The following is a 23,686-nucleotide window of genomic DNA, read 5'->3' as shown; positions in this document are numbered from 1 at the left end:
ATGCGATGATGCTACAAAACTATGTGCCTGATGGAGCACGTCCTATCGATTGCCTAGTGGACGGAGGAGCCTGCGAAGCCTTGGTGAAAGGCACGCATCCTGACCCTTTTGCCGTGTTGGGCCTGCATGACTCGCCTTCTGGTGTCATGGTCAGGACATTCATGCCTGGGGCACAGCATGTCGAGGTGGTGGCACGAAACGGCGGGGGCTTGCTCGGCGAACTTTCATGCGAGCATCCGGAAGGCGTTTTCAGCGGCTCTATCTCGGAGCGGGTGCCTTATCTGCTGCGTGTTCACTGGCCCAGCGGTATCCATGAAACGGAAGATCCTTATGCCTTTGGCCCCTTGCTGGGCGAGCTTGATCTTCATCTGATCAGTGAAGGGCGTCATTTCAAGCTGGCAGAGGCGCTTGGCGCGCATGTGATGAGTTGTGCAGGCGTCAAGGGCGTTCGCTTTGCCGTGTGGGCACCTAATGCGCGGCGTGTGTCGGTAGTGGGAGACTTCAATAATTGGGATGGGCGGCGTCACCCGATGCGCTTACGCGGTGGCATTGGCGTATGGGAGCTATTCATCCCCAGGCTCGGCGCTGGCGAGCACTACAAATACGAGCTGATTGGCCAGCACGGTGAATTATTGCCCCAAAAGGCTGACCCCGTCGCTCGTCAGAGTGAACTGGCGCCAGGAACGGCTTCCCGCATACCCGCGCCGGACGCGCTGCGCTGGTTTGATGATGTCTGGATGACACGCCGGGCGGGCTTCGATGCTGCCGTATCGCCGCTATCGATTTATGAAATGCACGTCGGGTCCTGGCGGCGTGATGAAAATGACGATTTCCTCGATTGGGATGCATTGATCATCGAGCTGATCCCCTATGTTGCCGATCTGGGTTTCACCCATATCGAGCTATTACCGATCAGTGAGCATCCTTTTTCCGGTTCGTGGGGGTACCAGCCCCTGGGCATGTTCGCGCCCTCGTCACGCTTTGGAACCCCTGAGGCTTTTGCACGCTTCGTCAATGCCTGTCATGAAGCGGGTATCGGTATTATTGTTGATTGGGTGCCAGCGCACTTCCCCAACGATGCCCATGGATTGGCGCAGTTCGACGGTACGGCACTCTACGAGTATGCCGACCCGCGCGAGGGCGTGCATCAGGACTGGGATACGCTGATTTACAATGTTGGCCGTCATGAGGTGCGCGGCTTTCTGGTCGCCAGTGCGCTTGAGTGGCTGGAGCGTTTTCATATCGATGGATTACGTGTCGATGCGGTTGCTTCGATGCTCTATCGTGACTACAGCCGCAAGGATGGCGAATGGCTGCCTAATGTGCATGGTGGCCGCGAGAATCTGGAAGTCGTCGCGTTCTTGCGTGAGCTCAACACTATCGTTGCCGAGCGTTGCCCTGGGGCAATGATGATTGCCGAGGAATCCACGGCCTGGCCCGGCGTGACCGCGCCAGTGGCGGTGGGTGGGCTAGGGTTTACCTTTAAATGGAATATGGGCTGGATGCATGACACGCTCAATTACATGTCTCGTGATCCTATCTATCGGTGTCACCACCACCATGACATGACCTTCGGCATGGTATATGCCTTTTCCGAACGGTTCATTTTGCCGCTGTCTCATGATGAGGTGGTTCATGGCAAAGGCTCACTACTGAGCAAGATGCCGGGCGATGATTGGCAGCGACTAGCCAACCTGCGTGCTTATTTGGCCTTCATGTGGGCCCATCCGGGCAAGAAGCTGTTATTCATGGGAGGCGAAATCGCCCAGCAGCAGGAGTGGGATCATGACAGCGAGCTGGACTGGCAGCTACTTGAAGACCCGCGCCATATTGGTATTTCGCGTGCTGTTGCCGACCTTAATCGAATCTATGTCGCTGAGCAGGCGCTACATGCGCGTGACATTGAGCCTGCAGGGTTTGAATGGGTCGTTGGCGATGATTCTAACAATAGTGTATTCGCATTCATACGGATGGGCGCCGAGGGCACGGCACCGATGCTCGCGGTGACGAACTTAACGCCGGTAACGCGCAATGACTATCGCATCGGCGTTCCGGGGCTGGGCACGTGGCGAGAGATTTTCAATAGCGATAGCGTGTTCTATGGTGGTTCTAATGTAGGTAATGCGAGCGGCGTGCAGGCTCAGGAAGAGCCCTCACACGGTTACTCAGCCTCGCTTACGCTGACGCTGCCTCCGCTTTCGACTCTTTATCTTCGCCAGGGAGATTGGCCTTCATGACTCGTCGGGCACTTTATAATGCAAGTTCGTCAGGTGCGCTCGCCTGGCATTTCGAATTCGAGACCACCTTCGGTGCCAATATCATCGATGAAGAAACGGTGCATTTTTCAATATGGGCGCCGGATGCTGAGTTGGTCAGCGTCGAGATCGAAGGCCAGGGCACAGTGCCGATGGATGCTCTCGATAATGGTCATTTTACGCTCGATACCCCATGTTTGGCGGGGGCACGCTATCGTTATCTGATTAACGACGAGACGCCTGTGCCGGACCCGGCTGCACGCATGCAGGCCGAGGATGTCGACGGCTATAGCGTCGTTGTTGATCCCTATAACTATGAATGGATGTGTCCTGACTGGCGCGGACGTCCCTGGAATGAAACCGTCATTTATGAGCTGCATGTCGGCGCAATGGGCGGTTTTGTGGGAGTCATGGAGCGTTTGCCAGAGCTTGCCGCCTTGGGGGTTACGGCCATTGAGCTGATGCCGCTCAATGATTTCCCTGGCCAGCGCAACTGGGGCTATGACGGTGTGTTGCCCTATGCCGTGGCGTCAGCCTATGGGTCGCCTGAGGAACTCAAGGAGCTGATTGATGCCGCTCATGAACATCAGATGATGGTGTTTCTCGATGTCGTTTATAACCACTTCGGGCCGGATGGTAACTATCTCTTTCAGTATGCCAAGGGGTTCTTCCGCGAAGACATCAACACACCTTGGGGCCCGGCAATCGATTTTCGTCGTCCTGAAGTGCGCACATTCTTCATCGACAATGCGCTGATGTGGTTGAAGGAATATCGCTTCGACGGGCTGCGCTTTGATGCCGTGCATGCCATAACCGAGCAGGATTTTCTGATTGAAATGTCAGCGGTAATCAATCAGACGATATCAGCCGGTCGTCAGGTTCATCTCATGCTTGAGAACGAACACAACTCGGCAACGCTGCTTGAAAGTGCCTATGACGCTCAGTGGAACGATGACGGCCATAACGTATTGCACGTTTTGCTCACCGGTGAGAACGAGGCGTATTACTCCGACTACTTTGAAGATGCGACCAACAAGCTGGTACGCTGTCTGAGTGAAGGGTTCATTTTTCAGGGTCAGAATACCCGTCATGGTCACTCACGTGGCGAGCCTAGCGGTCACTTGCCCCCTAGTGCCTTTATCCTTTTCCTTCAAAATCACGATCAGATTGGCAACCGCGCCATGGGTGATCGTCTCACCCAACTGGCCGATGTCAATGCGCTGAGAGCGGCGACGGTACTGCTGCTACTCTCACCGATGATTCCCATGATTTTCATGGGGGACGAGTGGGGCTCGAAGCAGCCGTTTCTGTTCTTTACCGATCACAAGCCTGAACTGGCCGATGCCGTGCGAGAAGGCCGTCGCGCTGAATTCGCCGATTTCGCCGCCTTCAACGATGAGGAAGCTCGCAAGGCGATTCCTGATCCCAATGCCGAGTCAACATTCAGCGCCTCAATGCCCGACTTCACCCTTGCCGAGAGTGAAGAGCATGGGGAGTGGCGGGCGTTTTACCGCACGTTGTTGGCCCTGCGACATGAAGAGATTGTTCCTCGCCTGGAAGGGGCAAGTTTCGGTGAAGCCAAGGCGCTGGGGGACGGTGCGGTCATTGCCTGCTGGACGATGGGTGACGATAGCGTATTGACGATAGCGGTTAACATCGGCTCTCAGCCCGTCTCATTGCCGGAGCCCAATGGGCGGCGGCTATTTGATAGCGATGAGTCGACCCCGTTAGCCAATCAAGAACTTCCGCCAGCCCGAGCAGTAGCATGGCTGAACGACACTGCATCTGAAGGAGCCGTGTGATGAGCGACGATCGGCTGACGCAGCTCGCCGAAATGGCCGGCATCATGATCGATTGGCAGGACGCCAATGGTGACGATCAGCACGTGCCGCCGCAAGCCATGCGCGATGTTCTCGATGCATTGGGCTATCCGGCTGCGACGGACGAACAGATCGAGGAGAGCATAGCGCGCCTAGAGCGGTTGAATGCGCCCGCCAGCATTGCTGATCTGCCGCCGTTGCTGACAGCTGACATCAATGTGCCTCTGCTCTTGCCTTGCCGTCTGGAACAACGCACGCCCTTTACGTTGATACGCGAGGATGGCCGTCGTGTTGAGGGGCATATTGACACGAATGGCAAACTGCCGGCGATCGACACGCCTGGCTATCATCAGCTCACGGTTGCCGAGACGACGCTTACCCTGGCTGTTGCACCAGAGCGCTGCTTTTCCATTGCCGAGGCGCTAACGAGTGATAAGCGTGAGCGCGACACGGCGCGGGTGTGGGGACTAGCCGCACAGATTTATGCGTTACATCGTCCTGGTGATGGTGGCATCGGCGATACGGCAGCCTTGGAAACATTTGTTCGTGCGGCCGCCCGTCACGGTGCTCATGCCCTGACGATCAGCCCTGTTCATGCCATGTTTACATCCGATGTCGAGCGCTTCAGTCCTTATTCGCCCTCGAGTCGCCTGTGGCGCAATGGTTTACACGCCGCACCTGAGCAAATATTGGGGGAGTCGGCGGTCGATAAGGCGATTACCCGGCTAGGGCTTGGCGATGAGCGGAAACGGCTGGAAACGCTTGATTTGATTGACTGGCCACAAGCGGCGCGCAACAAGCTTACGTTGCTCCGTGCCCTCTATGAAGATTTCTACGGGTCCAATGGCAGCCAGTCCGACAGTGAGGCGATGGCCGATTTTGCCGAGTTTCGACATCACGGCGGCGAAGCCCTGGAAGATCACTGCCGTTTCGAGACGCTGTGTGCCGTGCAAGGAACGACCGACTGGCGCCAGTGGCCGCAGGCTTTGCAGGACCCCCGCAGTGAAGAGGTCAATCGGTTCGCGCTTGAACACGCCTACGACGTCGGGTTTCATGCCTTTCTGCAGTGGCTGATTGCTCGTGGCCTTGAGCTGGCACAGCGCGGCGCACGTGAGGCAGGCATGGCGGTCGGTCTGGTCAACGATCTTGCCGTCGGTGCAGATGCTGCCGGTAGCCAAGCCTGGAGTCGGAAAAGCGAGATGTTGTCCGAGCTGTCAGTGGGTGCGCCGCCCGACGCTTTCAATGCTCGTGGTCAGTTGTGGGGTGTGGCCGGGTTTTCACCGCAAGGCCTCAAGCGCCATGGTTTCCGTGCCTTTATCGAGATGCTGAGGGCAGGCTTTCAAGGCGCTGGCGGGATGAGAATCGACCACGCCATGGGCCTGTCGCGGCTGTGGTTGGTGCCCAATGGCGCCAAGGCCACCGAAGGGGCCTATGTGCGTTATCCGCTCGATGACCTGCTAAGGTTGGTGGCGCTGGAATCCCATCGCCATCGGGCGATTGTTATCGGTGAGGATCTGGGCACCGTTGAACCTGGCTTTCGTGACAAGCTGGATGCACGTGGCGTGCTCGGCATGCGGGTGATGTGGTTCGAGCGTGAAGAGGATGAGTTCACGCCGGCCGAAGAGTACGCAGCCGAAGCGATGGCCATGACCAGTACCCATGATCTGCCTACCGTTGCTGGCTGGTGGACAGGCCGAGACATCGCGTGGCGCGCTCGGCTTGATATGATTGATGAGAATGAAAGCGAAGCAGCGCTGTATCAGGCTCGTCAGGACGAGCGTGAGCAGTTAGCAGAACTCTTACATGTCGCAGCGACCGAGAATGTCGATGACGTTCTTATAGCCGCTGCACGCCATATTGGCAGGACACCCTCAATGCTGGCTATTTTGCCGGTCGAGGATGCGCTTGGCCTGGTGGAGCAAGCCAATCTACCTGGCACCATCAATGAACACCCTAATTGGCGTCGTCGCTGGCCAGGAACGGCCGAGACGCTACTCGACCAACCCGATGTATCGGCACGTCTTAACGTGCTGAATCGTGCACGGCTGGACGATACGCCGTGACACTTAGGGGGTTGGCTTCTGTAATGAGGTAAGGACACCACATGAGCAAGCCGTTATGACAGGACTACGTGCAACCGCTCGCTTGCAGTTCCATCACGATTTCACCCTTGATGATGCTGTAGGCCTTGTCGGTTATTTTGAGGCGCTAGGTATCAGCCATGTCTATGCTTCTCCGCTGCTGAAGGCGCGGTCAGGCTCAACGCATGGTTATGATGGCGTTGATCCGACACGGATCAATCCGGAGCTGGGCGGTGAGAGTGGATTGCGGCGTCTGGTCGAGGCGCTGCGTGCCCGAGGGATGGGCCTGATACTCGATATCGTGCCTAACCATCTTGCCGTGGGCGGTCGGGAAAATCCTTGGTGGCAGGACGTGCTGAAATGGGGGCAGGAAAGCCTGCATGCCCACTATTTTGATATTGACTGGAACTCTCCCGACCCCACCTTGAACGGTAAGCTTCTGGCCCCGTTTCTGGGTACGCCCTACGATGAGGCGCTGCGTTCGGGCGATGTCAAATTATGCTGCGATTATGATCGTGGCGAGTTCTTTGTTGAATATTTCGAGCACCGTTTCCCGATTGACCCCCGTCATTACGGCGATATTCTTCGTCATTCCGATGAGAGTTCTCTCAAGGGAACGGCCGAGGTGTTCGAGGCGCTCACCCACTATAGTGGGCCAAGCAACATTCACTCGGCGGCCAATCAGGCGCATGTGTGGCTGCGTGATGCAGTCGCCTCGCCACAGCTTCGCGATGTGATGTCGCGGGCATTGCTTGCCTTTGATGCCACAACCGATGCGGGCTTCGAGCAGTTGCATGGGTTACTTGAGCGTCAGCATTATCGCTTGGCGTGGTGGCGGACAGCATCGGATGACATCAACTGGCGGCGCTTTTTTGATATTACCGAGTTGGGCGCCGTCCGGGTGGAAGTACCCGACGTATTCGAAGCCAGTCATGCGCTGATATTCCGGCTTGTCGAGGAGGGACTGGTTGATGGGTTGCGTATCGATCATATCGATGGGCTATCCGACCCCAAGGGATATTGCCTGCGACTGCGCCAACGGCTCGATGATATAAGCACACGGCGTCCTGAAGGGTTGGCTGGGCAGCACATCCCCATCTTTGCCGAAAAGATTCTGGCCGAAGGCGAGACGATGCACGTCGATTGGAATATCGACGGCACGACCGGTTATGAATTCATGAACGATGTCTCGGCGTTACAGCATGACGGCGATGGTGAAGCCGCGCTGCGTGAACTCTGGACATCGCTCTCTGGCCGCCCCGGTGATTTTCTAGTCGAGGTCAAGCGTGCGCGCCGGCTAATGCTCAAGACTGCGTTGGCCAGTGAGTTTGAATCCGCAGCGCGTAGCCTGTTAGCCGTCGCGCGTAGTATGCCTGCAACACGTGACGTCACGCTCGGCATGATTCGTCGTGCACTGCGTGAACTGGTGGCTCAGTTTGGCGTTTATCGTACCTATGCTGACGAGCAGGGCCGCCCGGAGGTAGACGAAGCCGTCTTTCGTCAGGCGCTGGAGGCAGCGAAGCCCAATCTTGATCCGGTCGAGCGCAATGCACTCGATTATCTGGAGCGCTGGCTGGGCGGGGAAGCGCCACAGAAGTTTGCCGCTCATGAACGTGAGTTGCGTCTCAAGGCGATTACCAAGTTTCAACAGCTTACTTCACCCGTTGCCGCCAAGGCCGTCGAAGATACGGCGGGCTATCGCAGCGCAGTACTGATCTCACGTAACGATGTGGGATTTGATCCGCAGCATTTCAGCGCATCGAGTGCGGAGTTTCATACGGCGAATCAGAATCGCCTGGAAAACTTTCCTCGCAATTTGCTCACTACGGCCACTCATGATCACAAGCGGGGCGAGGATGTCAGGGCGCGTCTGGCGGTGTTATCTGAACATGCCGAATGGTTTGCCGATCGTGTGCGCTGCTGGATGACGACGGCAACGTCATTTCGTGCCGCGCTGGAAGATGGCGTCGCGCCAACGCCAGGCGATGAAATGATGCTCTATCAGATCATGGTAGGCGCCTGGCCGCTGGGGCTCGCGGTTGATGATCATGATGGCATGCACGAATTCGCTGAGCGTTTGGCTGCTTGGCAAAAAAAGGCGCTGCGCGAAGCGAAGCTCGAAAGTCACTGGTGGCATCCCAATGAAGGCTATGAGCGTGCATGCCGTGACATGATCTTTACCCTGCTTGAATCGCCTGAAGCGCAGGATTTGCGCAACGATATTGCCGCGGCGGTACAGGCCGTTGCACCGGCCGGGGCAGTCAATGGCCTGGCCCAGACTTTGCTTAAAATGACCTCGCCCGGCGTTCCCGATCTCTATCAGGGGTGCGAGTACTGGGATTTCAGTCTGGTTGATCCTGATAATCGGCGCCCGGTCGATTTTGACGCTCGTCGTGCCGCGCTGGCCGACACTGCAACACCAGCCGAGCTACTGGAAAGCTGGCATGACGGACGCATCAAGCAGGCGGTGATCGCACGCACTCTAGCATTGCGCAAACAGTTGCCGGAGCTTTTTGCCAAAGGCGATTACGCTCCGCTCATGGTCGAGGGGGCGTATGCTGAACGTGTTGTTGCCTTCGCTCGTGAGCTGGAGGGCCGTACGGTTGTCGTTGTGGCACCACGTCTGCCCGCTGCGTTGATGACGTCAGCCACTCTGCCGCGCATTTCCTCCGACCAGTGGGCAGATACACGCATTCATCTACCTGCCAGTGCTGGCTGGACCAACATGCTGGACGGCGTTTCCTTCAAGGGTACGCCGGACTCGATGGCAGTGGGAGACATACTCGTGTCGCTTCCCATTGCCTTACTTGCCTCCGATAACATCGATGCCTCGAACGAGGCGAGGGTATGACTAATGGCCAACGATGAACTGCGTATACGCCAGCTGGCGTATCGCATATGGGAATCTGAAGGGTATCCGGAAGGGCAGTCAGAACGACATTGGGAAATGGCGTGCAAGATGGTGGCGGCTGAGCGTGTGGCCAGTGAGCCGCCGATACAACCGCCATCTGAAGAGCCGCCAATGACTCCGCCTGAACAGCCGCCCGTTGAGCCTCCGGTCGAGGAGCCCCCGGTATCGCCGCCTGAAGCGCCACCGACAGAGCCCCCGGTTGAGGAACCACCGGTGTCGCCGCCTGAAGTACCACCGACGGAGCCGCCGGTAGAAGAGCCCCCTTACCAGGAGCCACCGGTGACCGGCAGTGGAAGCGATCAACTGACAGATGAGCCGATGCCTGCTGCTCCGCCCGAAGAAACACTGATCGAGCAGCCAAAGCAAGCTGCCAAGCGTAGCACTAAAAGCACAGCCGGTAAGAGCACAGCCAGTAAAAGCACAGCTAGTAAAAGCGCGGCAGGCAAGAGTACTGCCGCCAAAAAGCCGGCCAAGCCGAAAGCCGAAAAGACGACCAAGTCTGGTGGAGCCAAACCGCGTACGCGTACTCCTAAGGAATAAGCGTGCTGATGCCAGGATGCACCAGTAAAGAATGCTGCATGGTGAGTTAGGTTACGAGTTAAGCACGCGCCAGCCGACATGTTTGACATGAAACTGTGTAGGTGTAGGTAAAGGTCCTGGTGTGTAGGCCTTATTTCAAATTTCCGGCGGAACGTTGTTATCACGGCATTCCGCTGCAGTGAAGACATGGATGTTCTTATGAATAATGACACGCATACTGACGCGACAGATGGTAACGAGGAAAAGAACGTTCCCGCTGCGCGTAATGTCGCTGCATCTTCTGCTGCTGAATCAGGGTCACAAGCCAGCACGGATAAGTCCCAGAAGGAGCGACCTGCAGGCAAGTCGGAGCAGAAGAGCAGCAAGGAAAACCAAGGCACCAAGCGTCAGAGCAAAATGGCTGATCACCCGCCGAAATTTCAGCAGCAATCACGTGTGCGTGAAGGGCTGCCCTATCCCTTGGGAGCTAACTGGGATGGGCTGGGGGTCAACTTTGCGCTGTTTTCGGCTCACGCGACCAAGGTTGAGCTGTGTCTTTTCGACGAGACGGGAGAGATCGAGCTTGAGCGCATAGAGCTGCCGGAATATACCGATGAGGTATGGCACGGCTATTTGCCTGATGCCCGACCTGGCCAGCTTTACGGTTACCGCGTATATGGCCCGTATGAGCCTGAGCAGGGCCATCGTTTCAACCCCAACAAGTTACTGATCGACCCGTATGCCAAGCAAATTGCCGGGAAAATCCAGTGGGACGATGCGCTCTATGGCTACACCATCGGCCATGAAGACGGTGATCTGAGCTTCGATGAGCGCGACAGCGCGCCCTTCATGCCCAAGTGCCGTGTGATCGACCCTGCCTTCACCTGGGGCCGTTCACAGGAAATTCTTGTCCCTTGGGATCGTACGATCTTCTACGAAACCCATGTGCGCGGTTACACCATGCGTCACCCTTCGGTGCCCGATCCGATGCGCGGCACGTTTTCGGGCCTTGCGATACCCGAAGTGGTCGAGCACATTCGCTCGTTGGGCGTGACCTCGGTTGAGTTGATGCCAATTCATGCCTTTGCCGACGATCGTCATCTGCAGGAAAAGGGGCTGCACAATTACTGGGGCTACAACACGCTAGCCTTCTTTGCGCCGCATCCCAATTACATGGCGACCGAGACGGTCAATGAGTTCAAGCAGATGGTGGCGTGCCTGCACGCAGCCGGACTCGAGGTTATTCTCGATGTGGTCTACAACCACACCGCTGAAGGCAATGAACTCGGCCCAACGCTATCACTGAAAGGCATCGATAACGCCAGCTATTATCGCTTGATGCCCGAAGAGCCGCGCTATTACATCAATGACACCGGCACTGGCAACACGGTCAATCTCTCCCATCCGCGTGTGTTGCAGATGGTCACCGATTCGCTGCGCTACTGGGCAAGCGAAATGCGTGTTGATGGCTTCCGCTTCGATCTGGCGACCATTCTCGGTCGCGAGCCGCACGGTTTCGACGAGGGCGGCGGTTTTCTCGACTCCTGCCGTCAGGACCCGCTGCTGTCGCAGTGTAAGCTGATTGCCGAGCCGTGGGACTGTGGCCCCGGTGGGTATCAGGTGGGCGGCTTCCCGCCGGGCTGGGCGGAATGGAACGACCGTTTTCGAGACAACATGAGAGCCTTCTGGAAAGGTGACGAAGGTCTCCTGCCGGAATTGGCCAATCGTTTTACGGCCTCGAACGATCTGTTCAATCATCGTGGACGCAAGCCGTATGCTTCCGTGAACTTCATTACCGCTCATGATGGCTTCACGTTGCGTGATCTGGTCTCTTACGACGATAAGCACAACGAAGCCAACGGTGAAGACAACAACGACGGCCACTCCGACAATCTGTCCTGGAATCACGGGGTAGAAGGTGAAACGGACGATCCTGAAATCACTGCGCTGCGCATGCGTCAGATGCGCAATTTCCTGTCCACGCTGATGTTCTCGCAGGGTACGCCCATGCTACTGGCCGGCGATGAATTCGGCCGTACGCAAGGAGGGAACAATAATGCTTATTGCCAAGATAACGAAATTGGCTGGATAGATTGGAATTTCAGCGGTGAAGGACAAGCGCTGCTGGAATTTACGCGCCGCCTGATCTCCATGCGCAAGAGCTACCCGATGCTGCGACGCAGCCGCTTCTTGTCCGGTGCCTACAATGAGGAGCTGGGCGTCAAGGAAGTGACATGGCTGACGCCAGAAGCCGTGGAAATGGATGTCGATCAGTGGGAAGACCCTAATGCCCGCGCCATCGAAATCGTGCTTGACGGCCGCGCACAGCCTAGCGGGATTCGTCGCCTTGGCTCTTCCAGTACGCTGCTTTTGTTCATCAACGCACATCATGAGGCACTGCCGTTTACCCTGCCTGAAGTGCCTTATGGAGCGGGATGGGTGTGTCGGGTCGATACCAACAAGCCTGAGCTAACCTCGTCCCGGCTGTTTCGCTTCGGCATGGAGCATGAAGTGGAAGGACGCTCTTTGCTGTTGTTCGAGCTGATACGAGACAGTTCCTACGAGTAAGTTCTCCATCCACAGGGCAGGCCGTTATACGGCGGCTTGTTCTGTGACGCTACTGAGCGCACGAGGAGCACGAACAATGCAATTAGATCAGCGCTTTAATCCCCAATCACCATCCGCTTCGGACCAGCACGCTGCCATGGAAGCGGCGCAATCGCCCCGAATCGTCATCGAGTCGGTTACGCCGACAGTCGAAAGTGGATTGTATGCCGCCAAGGCCACCGTCAATCAGCCCGTGACGGTTAACGCAGTAATCTTTGCAGACGGTCATGACACGCTGGCCGCAGCATTGTGCTGGCGGCCGGTGGGGAGTGATACTGCGCAGGAACATCGTCAGCCGATGACGCTGGTCAAACCGCTCGGTACGGACCGCTGGGAGGTGGAATTTACGCCACAGCAGGTGGGGGCGCATGTCTTTGCCATCGAGGCGTGGTGGGATATTTTCGGCACCTATCGCAACGAACTGACCAAGAAGCATGCCGCGGGTATATCCATTTCGCTTGAGCTTGAAGAGGGAAGTCTGCATGTCGAGCGTGCCATTGAGCGGGCCGAAGGGGCTAATAAACACCGACTCGAGGCTATTCTTCAGCAACTGAAGGAGAGCGATGATGAATCTGCTCGCGTCGGCATTCTTCTGGGGCATGACACCCTGGAAGCGATGAATGCCGCCGACGAGTACCGCCATCTCGTACGTACGGCGCAGGAATTTCCGCTTGATGTTGAGCGTGAACGCGCCATGTTCGCCAGCTGGTATGAGCTGTTCCCTCGTTCGGAAACTGACGACCCTCAGCGTCACGGTACGTTCAATGATGTGCACAAGCGTCTGCCGATGATCCGCGACATGGGCTTTGACGTGCTCTATTTCCCCCCGATCCATCCGATTGGCACTACCCATCGCAAGGGACGCAACAATACGCTCACGCCTGGTCCTGATGATCCGGGCAGCCCTTATGCGATTGGTAGCCCCGAGGGGGGACACGATGCTATTCATCCCCAGCTAGGCTCACTTGAAGATTTCCGTCGCCTGGTCGCGGCGGCACATGACCATGGGTTGGAGATTGCACTCGATTTTGCCATCCAGTGCTCGCCGGACCACCCTTGGCTCAAGGAACATCCGGGCTGGTTTGACTGGCGCCCGGACGGCACGATCCGCTATGCCGAAAACCCGCCTAAAAAGTACGAGGATATCGTCAACGTCGACTTCTATACCGACGATGCCGTCCCCGAACTGTGGGTGGCGCTGCGTGATGTCGTGCAGGGCTGGGTCGATGAAGGCGTCAAGATTTTCCGCGTCGACAACCCACATACCAAGCCGTTTCCTTTCTGGGAATGGTTGATTGCCGATATTCGCTCGCGTGACCCCGACGTGATGTTCTTTGCCGAAGCCTTTACGCGCCCGGCTATTATGGCGCGCCTTGGCAAGGTCGGCTTCACCATGAGCTACACTTACTTCACTTGGCGCAATACCAAGGAAGAGCTGGGTGAGTATCTGACGCAGTTGAACGAGTCGCCGTTGCGCGAATGTTACCGTCCGAACTTCTTCGTCAATACGCCGGACATCAATCCGTACTTCCTGCAGGCATCGGGACGCCCCGGCTTTCTGATCCGCGCCGCACTGGCGACGATGGGTTCAGGATTGTGGGGCATGTATTCAGGCTTCGAGCTGTGTGAGGCCGCGCCGGTACCCAATAAGGAAGAGTATCTCGACTCGGAAAAATACGAGATCAAGCCGCGTGACTACACCGCGCCGGGCAATATCAATGCCGAAATTGCGCAGCTTAACTGGATAAGGCGTCAGAATCCGGCACTGCAAACACACCTGGGTTTCAAGCTCTATAGTGTTGATAACGATCGGATTCTCTATTTCGGCAAGCGTACGCCAGACCTTGCAAACTTTATTCTCGTAGCGATCAGTCTTGACCCCCATCACGCGCAGGAAGGCCATTTCGAGCTACCCCTGTGGGAGTTCGGGTTGGGTGATGATGCCGATATGCAAGGTGAAGATCTTATGACCGGACATCGCTGGGTGTGGCACGGCAAAACGCAATGGATGCGCATCGAACCGTCGCTGCAGCCGTTCGGTATATGGCGCTTGTCTCCTGTCAGCTAATAAGGAGACAGACCGCCACTGCTACATCCGATGAATCTATCAATCGCTTGGAGAAGCGATTTGGGAGGGTAGCGTAATGATGAATGCCGGTGATACCAGCAAAGTGCCTGGTACTGTAACTGAACAGGCTGATGGAAGCCTGGAACGCGAGAATGCCCCGACTGCCTTTATTGAAGACCCGTTGTGGTACAAAGATGCAGTCATTTACCAAGTCCATGTGAAATCGTATTTCGATGCCGACAATGACGGTATCGGCGATTTTGCTGGCCTGATCGAGAAACTCGATTACATCTCCAGTCTTGGCGTCAATACCATCTGGATCTTGCCGTTTTATCCCTCGCCGCGACGCGATGATGGATACGATATTTCCGAATATTACGGGGTCAGCCCTGACTACGGCACGATGGAAGATGCTCAGCGCTTTTTCAGCGAAGCGCATAAACGTGGGCTGAGGGTAATTACCGAGCTGGTCATCAACCATACGTCTGACCAGCATGAATGGTTCCAGCGTGCGCGCAACGCGCCGATCGGCTCGCCTGAACGTGATTTCTATGTGTGGTCCGACACCGATCAGAAATACGATGGTACGCGGATCATCTTTCTAGATACCGAAACATCGAACTGGACTTGGGATCCGGTTGCTGGGCAGTACTTCTGGCACCGCTTCTATTCGCACCAGCCGGACCTGAACTTCGACAATCCTGCCGTGCTGGAAGAAGTGCTGAATGTGATGCGCTACTGGCTGGATCTCGGTGTCGATGGTCTGCGTCTCGATGCGATTCCCTATCTGGTCGAGCGCGAGGGCACCAATAACGAAAACCTTGATGAAACCCACGTGGTGCTCAAGAAAATTCGCGCCGTCATCGATGAACAATATCCCGACCGGATGCTGCTCGCCGAGGCCAATCAGTGGCCGGAGGATACGCGGCCCTATTTCGGCGATGGTGATGAATGCCAGATGGCTTTTCACTTCCCGCTGATGCCACGTATGTACATGTCGCTGGCGCAGGAAGACCGCTTCCCGATTACCGATATTCTACGTCAGACGCCGGAAATCCCTGCCGATTGCCAGTGGGCGATATTTTTGCGCAACCACGATGAGCTGACGCTGGAAATGGTCACCGACAAGGAGCGTGACTATCTCTGGGAGCATTACGCCTCCGATAAGCGCGCACGCATCAACTTAGGGATTCGTCGCCGTCTGGCGCCGCTGATGGAGCGTGATCGTCGGCGCGTCGAGTTGCTTAACAGTTTGCTGTTGTCGATGCCGGGCACCCCGGTGGTTTATTACGGTGATGAAATCGGGATGGGCGATAACATTCACCTCGGCGATCGTGACGGGGTGCGTACGCCGATGCAGTGGTCGATGGACCGCAACGGTGGTTTCTCGCGCGCCGACCCAGCCAGCCTGGTGTTGCCGCCGATTATGGACCCGCTCTACGGTTTCCAGACCATCAACGTCGAGGCGCAGGCCCGCGATCCCCATTCGCAGCTTAACTGGATGCGCCGCATGCTGACGGTGCGCAAACAGCAAAAAGCCTTTGGCCGTGGTGCGCTGAAGCTACTTTACCCGACCAATCGCCGCATTCTGGCTTACCTGCGCGAGTACACCAATGAAGCCGGTGAACTTGAAACGATCATGTGTGTGGCCAACGTTTCGCGTTCGGCCCAGGCGGTAGAGCTTGATCTTTCTGCCTACGCCGGCCGGGTACCGGTTGAAATGATCGGGGGTAGTACCTTCCCGCCGATTGGTCAGCTCACTTACCTGCTGACCCTGCCTCCGTATGGTTTTTACTGGTTCATGCTCGCCAGCGAAGCCCATATGCCGAGCTGGCACACGCCAGCTCCGGAGCCCATGCCCGATATGGTCACGCTGGTCATCAAGCGCAGAATCGAAGAGATTCTCAATGAGCCCTCACGAGCCCTGCTTGAAAATGAAGCATTGCCGCTTTATTTGCCCAAGCGGCGCTGGTTCGGCTCCAAGGATGAAAAGATCACACGCACCCATCTGGCCTATGCGGTACGTCTGGCGGGCGATCCCGTTACGGCAACCCATGCGCCGATGCTGTTAAGTGAAGTTGAAGTACACAACGCCCGTGGTGTCGAGCGCTATGTGCTGCCGCTGGGCTATATCGGTGAGGAAAATCACTCAGCGCTGGCGCAGCAGCTTTCAATGACACGCATGCGGCGCGGCCGTCAGGTGGGCCACCTGACCGATGCCTTTGCAGTGTGCGAGTTCGTGTTTTTGATCATCGAGTCGATGAAGACTTCCTGCGCGCTACCGATTGACGGCGGTGCAATCCGCTTTATTCCGACCTCAAAGATGGAAGCGCTGGAGCTGTCACGCGATGACGAGGTGCGCTATTTGAGTGCTGAGCAATCGAACAGCTCAGTGATTGTCGGTGATGAGGTCGTTCTCAAGATCATCCGTAAGGTAGAGGCGGGTGTTCATCCTGAGGCGGAAATCGGCCGCTATCTGACCGAGCGTGGTTTTCAAAATATTGCGCCCTTGCTGGGTGAAGTTACGCGTTTCGACGAAGAGGGCACACCGCATGTGTTGATGGTCGCCCAAGGGTACGTCGACAACCAGGGCGATGCTTGGCAGTGGACGCTCAACACGCTTGAGCGAGCAATTCGCGATGCCAGTACCGGCGGCATGTCCGACATGGAAAATGAGCATAGCGCGATGAAATCACTCAACGCCTTTGCCGCTATCCTCGGGCAACGGCTCGGTGAAATGCATCTCGCCCTGGCGGCACCGAGCGATGATCCAGCGTTCGCACCGGAAGTAGCCGACGGCGACACGGTTACCCATTGGGCAGGCATGGTGCGTGCACGTATCGAGGAGGCGCTCGATATTCTCGCTACCCATAAGGAAAGTGCCTCACAGGAAGACCAGGCGTTGGCCGAGGCGCTGCTGCTGCGGCATGACGAGCTATTGGCGAGCGCAGAGGGCTTTGCCTCACGCATCACAGGTAGTCTGTGCACCCGTATTCATGGTGATCTTCACCTTGGGCAGGTGCTGGTCTCGCATGATGATGCCTATCTGATCGACTTCGAAGGCGAGCCGGCTAGACCGTTGGCCGAACGCCGCGCCAAGCACAGTCCGCTCAAGGATGTCGCCGGCCTGGTGCGCTCGTTCGATTATGCTGCGGCCATGGCGCTCGACAATGCCAAAAGTGCCGATGCGACGGAAGAGACCGACCGGATAAGTCATCAGATTGTTGACGAGTATCGCGCTAACGTCACCAATATTTTCCTTGATGCTTATCGCAGTGCGACGGCTGACTTGGCGCATCGCTGGCAGCATGATGATGGCGAACTTGCCGCACTCGATCTGTTCACGCTTGAAAAGGCCGCCTATGAAGTCGCCTACGAAGCGGCCAACCGCCCAAGCTGGCTGGGCGTACCGCTGCGTGGATTAGCGACCATTACGGACAAGCTTACCGCTGGAGGCCAACATGACTGATTCGAACACGGCTATGCGCAAGCCCGATAGCGACCTGTACATTCATCCCGGAGCAGCGGAATCGCTGGCTAATGGTACGCATGGGGATCCGTTCTCCGTGCTTGGCCCGCATCCGGTTGAAGGGGGGACGGTTATCCGTGCTTACCTACCCAATGCGATAGGGGCCGATGTACTGGATCGTGACTCCGGGCGTGTTCTGGGGCAACTTGAACGGGTACAGATTCCCGGCCTGTTCGCTTGCAAGCTCGACTATGCCGCACCGTACCGGCTACGTATTCGCTGGCCGTGGGGCGAGCAGGAAATTGAAGACCCTTACTCCTTCGGACTTTTGCTCGGTGATGTTGATCTTTATTTGATTGGCGAAGGTAACCATCGCGATCTGGGCCGCTGTCTTGGCGCGCAGGTCATGACTATCGACGGCGTAGAAGGTGTGCGGTTTGCGGTATGGGCACCCAATGCGCGGCGCGTTTCAGTGGTGGGTAACTTCAACGGTTGGGACGGGCGGCGCTATCCGATGCGTCTGCGTCAGCCTACGGGCGTGTGGGAGCTGTTTATTCCACGTCTAAAGCCGGGTGAGTCCTATAAGTACGAGATCCTCGGGCCGCAAGGCAACGTTCTGCCGTTGAAGGCTGACCCGGTAGCGCTCTCGACTGAAGCGCCGCCGATGACGGCCTCGGTGATTGCTGACCCAACCGAATTTGAGTGGCAGGATCACGAATGGATGGCGGGGCGTGCGGCGCGCCATGCTGAAAATGCGCCTATCTCGGTCTATGAGTTGCACGCCGCTTCATGGCGCAAGCATGGCGGTGACGACGGCGAAGTTTACAGCTGGCGCGATATGGCTGACTCGCTCATTCCCTATATTCTGGAGATGGGCTTTACCCATATCGAACTGCTGCCGATCATGGAGCACCCGTTTGGTGGTTCGTGGGGGTATCAGCCCTTGTCACAGTTCGCGCCGAGTGGACGCTTCGGCACGCCGCTGGAATTCGCCTACTTCGTCGATGCTTGTCACCGCGCGGGAATTGGCGTGATCCTCGACTGGGTACCGGCGCACTTTCCTACCGACGAGCACGGACTGGCGCGCTTTGATGGCACGGCGCTGTATGAGTATGAGCATCCGTATGAAGGGTTCCATCAGGACTGGAACACCTATATCTACAATCTTGGCCGTCATGAGGTGCATGGCTTCATGCTCGCTTCGGCGCTGCATTGGCTCAAGCATTTTCACATCGATTCGCTGCGCGTCGATGCCGTTGCCTCAATGCTCTATCGCAACTACTCGCGCAACGAAGGTGAGTGGATTCCCAATAAATATGGCGGCCAGGAGAATCTGGAAGCGATCGAATTTCTGCAGCACCTCAATGAGGTTGTCGCTGAGGTTGCGCCGGGTGCGGTAGTGATCGCCGAGGAGTCGACTGCTTGGCCGGGCGTGACCCAGCCGGTCTCGGAAGGCGGGTTGGGGTTCGCCTATAAGTGGAACATGGGCTGGATGCATGATTCGCTTACCTATGCCGCGCTCGATCCGATCTATCGCAGCTATAACCATCACACCATGACTTTCGGGCTGGTGTATGCCTTCTCCGAGAAGTTCATGCTGCCGATCTCGCATGATGAAGTAGTGCATGGCAAGGGCTCGATGATCAACAAGATGCCCGGCGATCACTGGCAGAAGTTCGCTAACTTGCGCGCTTATCTATCATTCATGTGGACGCATCCCGGCAAGAAGCTTCTGTTCATGGGCTGTGAATTCGCGCAGTGGCGCGAGTGGAGCCATGACCGCGAGCTTGACTGGTTTCTGCTGGCCGAGTCATCGCATAGCGGCATGCAGCATCTGGTACGTGATCTGAACCGGCTTTACCAGGCAGAGCCAGCGCTGTACGAGCAGGATTGTCAGCCGGCTGGCTTTGAGTGGGTCATCGGAGATGATGCAACCAACAGCGTATTTGCCTATACGCGCTGGAGTGCTGATCGTACGCCGCTCTTGGTGGTACTCAACATGACGCCGATGGTTCATGACCACTATCGAATCGGTGTGCCGAGCGGTGGCTGCTGGCGAGAAATATTCAATAGCGATGCGGAGGGCTATGGAGGCTCCAACGTGGGCAACAGTGGAGCTGTCAATGCTGACGAGCAGGAGAGTCATGGCCAGCCGCATTCGCTTGACCTGCGTTTGCCACCTCTGGGACTCATGGTATTCAAGCCGGACGTATCCTGAGGCATTGTCTGCGAAAGATCATTAGTAGGCGCTTAATCCTTGCCCTGGACAGGAAACTGTTCGGGGCATTCATGTTCAGGGAGGGGAGATGAACTCGCCGGCGCTCGATCTACGTATCGGCACGATGGTCAAGGCCGATACGGACGACCTTGAGGGATACATTCATTCACTCATCGACCACGGTTTCGAAAGCATTCAGCCATTTTTTAGCCCCACGCTGGCCGGTATTGACCTGCCTCGTCTGGCCGATACGCTTCATGAGGCTATCGGTACCTCGGGCATGCGTGTCAGCGCGTTGGGGCTTTATGGCAATCCGCTCGAAGCAGGGGAGGATAGTCGCCAGAGCCTGGCCGGGCTGGAAGCGTTGATTGATCATGCCCATTTGTTCGGCACAGATACTATTGCCGCGTTTACAGGACGCATACGCAACCAACCGATTGAGGCAAGCCTGCCGCGTTTTCGTGAGATATGGGGTGAGCTGGCTCGACGTGCTGCGGACAAGAGCGTGAGGATTGCTTTCGAGAATTGCCCGATGCATGGCAGTTGGCAACGCGGCGACTGGAATATTGCCCATAACCCGGCGGCGTGGGAGCTGATGTTCAATGAACTGCCCGATGACAATCTAGGGCTGGAATGGGAGCCGGCGCATCAGCGCTATTACCTGATCGATCCGGTCGCTCAACTCAGACAGTGGACACCCAGAATCTTTCACGTGCATGGCAAGGATGCCCAGGTTAACTGGGATGTGATCCGCAGCCATGGCATCCACGGCCGTGAGACGTTCGCCTTCCACCGCTTTCCTGGTCTTGGCGATAGTGATTGGCGGCGCATCATCGAAGCGCTGTGGCTGAATGGCTATCGCGGTACGATCGATATCGAAGGCTGGCATGATCCTGTCTACTGCGATGAACTTGAAATGACCGGGCAAGTCGAAGCGCTAAGACACCTCAAGCGCTGCCGGGGTAGCTACACGCCAAACCCGTTTTAAAGAAAGCGCAAGCCCGCTCAGGATTATCCATCTTTAAGTAAGTAAAGATGGTTATCGTATAGCGATAGTTATGTCCGCTTTTGCTTGCGCTTGTACGGCGTGATTGCCACTTTTATATAAGTAGATTCGATGGTATGCGCCTCGGTTAGAAACCGGTTCCAGGCGCAGATAGCAGCACTTTCCCATATTCATCTTTATGGAGCCGAGACCATGGAATGGTATCCGCTACGATTAAGCACGCCGTTGGCCCATCATGTCTTTGGTGGACAGCGCATCGCCGAGCAATTAGGCAAGAAGGGGCTGCCCGATGACAAGCCAGTGGCCGAAAGCTGGGAAGTCAGTGACGTGGAGGGCAAAAGCGCCGAGATTCTCAATGGCGCTTTCAAAGGGCGCTCGTTACATGAGCTGGTCGAACAGTTCCCAAACGAGCTGGTCGAGCCCGGCTGGCAAGGCCCTCATTTTCCGCTGTTATTCAAGTTCATCGATGCGACGGGCATGTTGCCTGTTCATCTTCATGCCGATGACGAAACGGCCCGTCGAACGGGGCAGTGGCCTCATGGCAAGACTGAATCCTGGCATATCCTCTGGGCTGCACCGGAGGCGACGCTGCTATTGGGCGTGAAGCAGGGCGTCGATAAGCCACAGCTGCGCGATGCGCTGTTGCGTCAGGCCTACGATGAAGTGATGCACCGCTATGAAGTGCGTGCCGGCGATACGTTTTACGTGCCTGCCGGTACCCTTCACTCCTTTGGGCCGGGAACGCTGCTTTGTGAGATTCAGCAGACCGCCGATATTCAGCAGCAGGCGATGCCATGGCAAATGGAAGATGGCAGCGAGCTGAGTCGCCAGGAGTGGGAACAAAACATTGATGCGCTGCTTGAAGAGATCAATCTTGATCTCCAATCCGGGCCGCAGCCTGGGCTGGTACTGCATGAGTCTGAAGGCGTCGAGCGACGTATCTGCTGCGCGGGGCCCTATTTTGCATTGGAGCGGCTGCGCATTGTTGAAGGCTATCGCCGGCGTATCGATCGCGCCACGCTACTGACCAATCTCGGTGCTCCCGTCACGCTCAGTGGGCACGGTTGGGAAGAGACGCTTGGTCGGGCCGAAACACTGCTTTTGCCTGCGGCGCTAGGTGAGGTGGAGCTGCATGGTGCAAGCGAGGTCATCATCAATTACGTACCGAAGCTTGAACAGGACATCTGGCAACCGCTAAAGAGCGCGGGATACTCCGAACGAGAAATTCGCCGTCTTGGTGATGTTGAAGCAAAATACAGCAGCGAGCGCTAATGCTGCATTAAAACCAGAGTTCAATGTCATGAATATGAAACGGCGCTGCGTAACTGCAGCGCCGTTTCTGCTTGGATGCCGCAGGGAGAACCCAGATATTGGCTCTCTCGACAAGGCGCTAGCTAGACACAAAGTCTACGGGTGTTTAAGCCAAGGTCAGCTAAAGTAAAAGTAAGTACAAAAATGATATTCACGATGCTGATCGGTAAAGTAGGCCCTCTATAACGACAATAGCTTTAGCGGTTAGGTTTGTGCATCGAGACGGGCGATCGAAGGAGGGCGTGTCATGCAAACCTTTAAAAAACCGTTGTGGTTCAGCCTCGCTACGATTCTGGTGATCATGGGAGCGCTGGTGTTCGGGATGAACCTTGGCAGAGAGCACAATACTGATACTGAAAGCGTCGAAAACTACATGCAGTGCTTCGAGCATCCTGCTAGTTGCCTGTTGCCATTGGGCGGTTTCGAGTCGCTAAGAGGCATGTGATGTGTTCATCTTCAATGTGTTCAATCTTTATAGAAGAGAGCGCCAGTATTGCTTTTCTATGGAAGGTCGAAGTAACACGATGCAAATAGTGTTAGATAAATATCCTCGTAAGCATTTTGCTTTTATCTAACTACTTTTCTGTCGGGTAGTGGTAGCGCCGTCTGAACACAGACGGCGCAGAAAGGAGACTTACTGATTCTGGCTCTGATCAGTATTGTTATCGATGGCATCACTGGCATTTTCCAGCAAGTTGGATGTAGCAGATTTAGTATCTTCCCAAGCGCTTGATGCATTCTGTTTGGTGTTCTGCCAAATTTTAGAAGCATTGGTCTTGGTTTTGGTCCACCAGTCGTTGGTGTACTCAGGTTGTTGAGTTATCTGTTGGGCACTCATATCGAGATTTACTCGATACTCGAGGTCATCGAGATTGTCGCCGTTAATGGTTTGTACCGTGAACTTACCCTTCTGGATAATATATTCCTTCTCACCCATATCGAGCAGGTTGCCAGTATCAATCGCTAGTGCCTGTACGCTCATATCATCACCGAGCAGGATATCTTCGACTTCGCCGATGGATTGATCATTGCCTTTGGCATAAACCTGCGCAGCCATCAGCTCATCAGCGGAATAAAGGCCCTGCGTTGCCGCAAAGGCGCCTGTGCTCAAGGCAATGCCACTGGATAAAAGAGCGGTACCCAGTAAGCGATTAAATGATTGGCGCATGATAAATGTGCTCCTTGCTGTGAATAGTGGCATCGAGATCACGGTACATCCTGCACCGTATGGTTTAATACAGTCTCACTTGTCAAAGTAATAGATATCGACATTTTTTCAATTGCTCTCTTTCGAGCCTATGGTGTAAGACATTATCTGTGGCTATTAGTTCGGCATAGGCTGATAGCATCATTATTATTGATCTTAAAAAATGTGGTCTTGAGTAAAAACGCAGTGAAATACAGATGAAGATAAATAAATT

The 23,686-nt window shown here is 56.0% G+C and carries 13 protein-coding genes; 12 read left to right on the top strand and 1 reads right to left on the bottom strand.

The features are described 5' to 3' along the window. The first annotated feature begins 5 nt into the window (after positions 1 to 5). The 12 genes from glgB (C3Z11_RS15360) (at position 6) to C3Z11_RS15305 (ending at position 22,710) form a co-directional block, all read left to right on the top strand. Complete coding sequence (gene glgB / locus C3Z11_RS15360) at positions 6 to 2,237, top strand: 1,4-alpha-glucan branching protein GlgB (RefSeq protein WP_394810217.1); 2,232 nt, start codon at positions 6 to 8, stop codon at positions 2,235 to 2,237. Continuing rightward, positions 2,234 to 4,057 (top strand): malto-oligosyltrehalose trehalohydrolase, encoded by a 1,824-nt coding sequence (gene treZ / locus C3Z11_RS15355; protein WP_106478816.1) that lies wholly within the window; start codon positions 2,234 to 2,236, stop codon positions 4,055 to 4,057. Before glgB (C3Z11_RS15360) ends, treZ begins: the two co-directional genes overlap by 4 nt. Next, positions 4,057 to 6,138, top strand: a complete 2,082-nt coding sequence (malQ, locus tag C3Z11_RS15350) for a 4-alpha-glucanotransferase (protein ID WP_106478815.1) — start codon at positions 4,057 to 4,059, stop codon at positions 6,136 to 6,138. The genes treZ and malQ overlap by 1 nt, the downstream gene beginning before the upstream one ends. A 55-nt stretch (positions 6,139 to 6,193) precedes the next feature. Then, positions 6,194 to 9,007 (top strand): malto-oligosyltrehalose synthase, encoded by a 2,814-nt coding sequence (gene treY, locus C3Z11_RS15345; protein ID WP_106478814.1) that lies wholly within the window; start codon positions 6,194 to 6,196, stop codon positions 9,005 to 9,007. Between the two features lie 3 nt (positions 9,008 to 9,010). Continuing rightward, positions 9,011 to 9,607, top strand: a complete 597-nt coding sequence (locus C3Z11_RS15340; RefSeq protein WP_106478813.1) for a DUF2934 domain-containing protein — start codon at positions 9,011 to 9,013, stop codon at positions 9,605 to 9,607. A 198-nt stretch (positions 9,608 to 9,805) separates the two neighbouring features. Continuing rightward, positions 9,806 to 12,154 carry a glycogen debranching protein GlgX gene (gene glgX / locus C3Z11_RS15335; RefSeq protein WP_262927437.1) on the top strand — a complete coding sequence of 783 codons (2,349 nt, stop codon included), beginning with the start codon at positions 9,806 to 9,808 and terminating at the stop codon, positions 12,152 to 12,154. Positions 12,155 to 12,230: 76 nt separating this feature from the next. Beyond that, the gene (locus C3Z11_RS15330) at positions 12,231 to 14,261 is read left to right on the top strand and encodes an alpha-1,4-glucan--maltose-1-phosphate maltosyltransferase (protein ID WP_262927436.1); all 2,031 of its coding nucleotides are present in this window, start codon (positions 12,231 to 12,233) and stop codon (positions 14,259 to 14,261) included. 76 nt (positions 14,262 to 14,337) lie between these two features. Continuing rightward, the gene (gene treS / locus C3Z11_RS15325) at positions 14,338 to 17,730 is read left to right on the top strand and encodes a maltose alpha-D-glucosyltransferase (RefSeq protein WP_262927435.1); all 3,393 of its coding nucleotides are present in this window, start codon (positions 14,338 to 14,340) and stop codon (positions 17,728 to 17,730) included. Further along, entirely contained in the window at positions 17,723 to 19,948 is a 2,226-nt protein-coding gene (gene glgB, locus C3Z11_RS15320; protein WP_106478812.1) for a 1,4-alpha-glucan branching protein GlgB, read from the top strand. Before treS ends, glgB (C3Z11_RS15320) begins: the two co-directional genes overlap by 8 nt. Positions 19,949 to 20,036: 88 nt before the next feature. After that, complete coding sequence (locus tag C3Z11_RS15315) at positions 20,037 to 20,936, top strand: sugar phosphate isomerase/epimerase family protein (protein ID WP_106478811.1); 900 nt, start codon at positions 20,037 to 20,039, stop codon at positions 20,934 to 20,936. 210 nt (positions 20,937 to 21,146) lie between these two features. Then, positions 21,147 to 22,226 carry a type I phosphomannose isomerase catalytic subunit gene (locus C3Z11_RS15310; protein ID WP_106478810.1) on the top strand — a complete coding sequence of 360 codons (1,080 nt, stop codon included), beginning with the start codon at positions 21,147 to 21,149 and terminating at the stop codon, positions 22,224 to 22,226. A 286-nt stretch (positions 22,227 to 22,512) separates the two neighbouring features. Further along, entirely contained in the window at positions 22,513 to 22,710 is a 198-nt protein-coding gene (locus tag C3Z11_RS15305) for a hypothetical protein (protein WP_106478809.1), read from the top strand. Between the two features lie 189 nt (positions 22,711 to 22,899). On the opposite strand, the gene C3Z11_RS15300 is transcribed toward C3Z11_RS15305, so the two are convergent. After that, positions 22,900 to 23,433: a PRC-barrel domain-containing protein gene (locus tag C3Z11_RS15300; protein ID WP_106478808.1), complete on the bottom strand. Its 534-nt coding sequence runs from the start codon at positions 23,431 to 23,433 to the stop codon at positions 22,900 to 22,902. Between the last annotated feature and the right edge of the window lie 253 nt (positions 23,434 to 23,686).

The organism is Phytohalomonas tamaricis (assembly GCF_003012345.1).
In the GTDB taxonomy this organism is placed as follows: Bacteria; Pseudomonadota; Gammaproteobacteria; order Pseudomonadales; family Halomonadaceae; genus Phytohalomonas; species Phytohalomonas tamaricis.
Note: the sequence above shows the minus strand (reverse complement) of the source record. Positions and strands in the feature narration are given on the sequence as shown.

Coding starts and splice junctions, on each gene's coding strand:
- glgB (WP_394810217.1), top strand. CDS start 6: ATGATGCTACAAAACTATGTGCCTGATGGAGCACGTCCTATCGATTGC.
- treZ (WP_106478816.1), top strand. CDS start 2,234: ATGACTCGTCGGGCACTTTATAATGCAAGTTCGTCAGGTGCGCTCGCC.
- malQ (WP_106478815.1), top strand. CDS start 4,057: ATGAGCGACGATCGGCTGACGCAGCTCGCCGAAATGGCCGGCATCATG.
- treY (WP_106478814.1), top strand. CDS start 6,194: ATGACAGGACTACGTGCAACCGCTCGCTTGCAGTTCCATCACGATTTC.
- C3Z11_RS15340 (WP_106478813.1), top strand. CDS start 9,011: ATGGCCAACGATGAACTGCGTATACGCCAGCTGGCGTATCGCATATGG.
- glgX (WP_262927437.1), top strand. CDS start 9,806: ATGAATAATGACACGCATACTGACGCGACAGATGGTAACGAGGAAAAG.
- C3Z11_RS15330 (WP_262927436.1), top strand. CDS start 12,231: ATGCAATTAGATCAGCGCTTTAATCCCCAATCACCATCCGCTTCGGAC.
- treS (WP_262927435.1), top strand. CDS start 14,338: ATGATGAATGCCGGTGATACCAGCAAAGTGCCTGGTACTGTAACTGAA.
- glgB (WP_106478812.1), top strand. CDS start 17,723: ATGACTGATTCGAACACGGCTATGCGCAAGCCCGATAGCGACCTGTAC.
- C3Z11_RS15315 (WP_106478811.1), top strand. CDS start 20,037: ATGAACTCGCCGGCGCTCGATCTACGTATCGGCACGATGGTCAAGGCC.
- C3Z11_RS15310 (WP_106478810.1), top strand. CDS start 21,147: ATGGAATGGTATCCGCTACGATTAAGCACGCCGTTGGCCCATCATGTC.
- C3Z11_RS15305 (WP_106478809.1), top strand. CDS start 22,513: ATGCAAACCTTTAAAAAACCGTTGTGGTTCAGCCTCGCTACGATTCTG.
- C3Z11_RS15300 (WP_106478808.1), bottom strand. CDS start 23,433: ATGCGCCAATCATTTAATCGCTTACTGGGTACCGCTCTTTTATCCAGT.